Raw genomic sequence first — 1,484 nt, forward strand, 5'->3', positions numbered from 1 at the left:
GCACAATATCGAGAAACGTCGCCACCACCCGCCGCGAACTCTGCTCCTTGAGGCACACCAGCGTTTCCTTCATGCGCTGGCTGCAATCGCGGATCGGCAGGGCATACACCCGCGAGTCGGCGCCGAGTTCCGCCGCCGACACCACGCCCACACCAATCCCCACCACCACCGCCTCCCGCGCCGCTTCGCGGCCTTCCACCTGGATCGCCGGGCGGATGCGCAGCCCGGCCTGACGCATTTCCTGCTCCAGGGTCTGACGGGTGACCGAGCCGATTTCCCGCAGTACCAGCGGCGTGTCATCCAGGTCGGCGAGGCAGATGGATTCACGCCCGGCCCACGGGTGGTTGCGCGCGACAAAGGCGAGTAGCTGCTCATCGGGCAGCGGCAACGACAGCAGGCGTTCATCGTCGACATCGCGCCCCAGCAGGGCCAGGTCGGCCTGGTAGTTGTACAGGCGAAACAGCGATTCATCCGTGTTGCCGGTTTCGATCTTCACGCTGATCCCCGGATATAACTGGCAGAAGCGTGCGATCTGCGGCAACACGTGCACGGGCGCGTCCACGGCCAGGGTGAGGGTGCCGGTGAGCAGGGCGCGGGAGTCTTGCAACAGCTCTTCGGCTTCGGCCTCGATCACAAACAGGCGCTGGGTGATGCCGAGCAGACGCTCGCCCAGGTCGGTGAGGCGCACGGCGCGTTTGTTGCGGTGAAACAGCAGCACGCCGAAGCGTTCTTCGAGCTTGCGCACCTGGTCGGAAATCGCCGGTTGCGTCAGGAACAGGCGTTCAGCGGCCTGAGTGAAACTGCCGTGTACGGCCACGGCGTGGAAGGCTTTGAGCTGGGCGTGGGAAACCGACATCGCAGATCCTCTTACAAGCTGAGCTTATAGGTGAAATACGATAAATCGATTTTACCTATTAGTCAGCCATTGCTTTGATACGCCAACCGCCGACGGCTGAGTCCTACAACCGCGGCGGCCATGGGTTCTGGCAAACCGGACCCATCTGACCAATGCCGCGCCCTCCAGGGCTTGGCATTGCAGTGCTCAACCATAAAAACAACAGGCATTTGCTTCTAGATCCTGCCGGCACACTCACCTGAGGTCAGAACCACAATGAATATCCAAACGGGTAGCATCAAGCGTTGGCGCGTGCAGATTTTCGCCATCACCTGGCTGGCGTACGCCGCGTTCTATTTCACTCGCAAAGCGTTTTCGGTGGCCAAGCTGGGCATCGTCGATGACCCCAGTTTCCCCCTCGACAAAATGATGATGGCCAACCTTGATGGCCTGTACCTGGCGGCCTATGCCGTGGGGCAATTCACCTGGGGCATGCTGGCGGACCGCTTCGGGCCACGGGTGGTGGTGCTGGGCGGATTATTGATTTCTGCCGCAGCGGCGTTGGTGATGGGCACCTTTGCCACCTTGCCGATTTTTATCAGTTGCATGTTGATCCAGGGGCTGGCGCAGTCCACCGGCTGGTCGGGGC

At 61.6% G+C, this 1,484-nt stretch carries 2 protein-coding genes; one reads left to right on the forward strand and one right to left on the reverse strand.

From position 1 onward, the window contains the following. Window positions 1–856, reverse strand: an 856-nt coding sequence (locus FEM54_RS32460; RefSeq protein ID WP_138454269.1) for a LysR substrate-binding domain-containing protein, incomplete at its 3' end; no start/stop codon positions are given. A 255-nt stretch (window positions 857–1,111) separates the two neighbouring features. Here FEM54_RS32460 and FEM54_RS32465 point away from each other — a divergent pair. Continuing rightward, on the forward strand, window positions 1,112–1,484 hold a 373-nt coding region (locus FEM54_RS32465; RefSeq protein ID WP_138454270.1), incomplete at its 3' end, for an MFS transporter.

It is taken from the genome of Pseudomonas edaphica (genome assembly GCF_005863185.1).
GTDB lineage: Bacteria > Pseudomonadota > Gammaproteobacteria > Pseudomonadales > Pseudomonadaceae > Aquipseudomonas > Aquipseudomonas edaphica.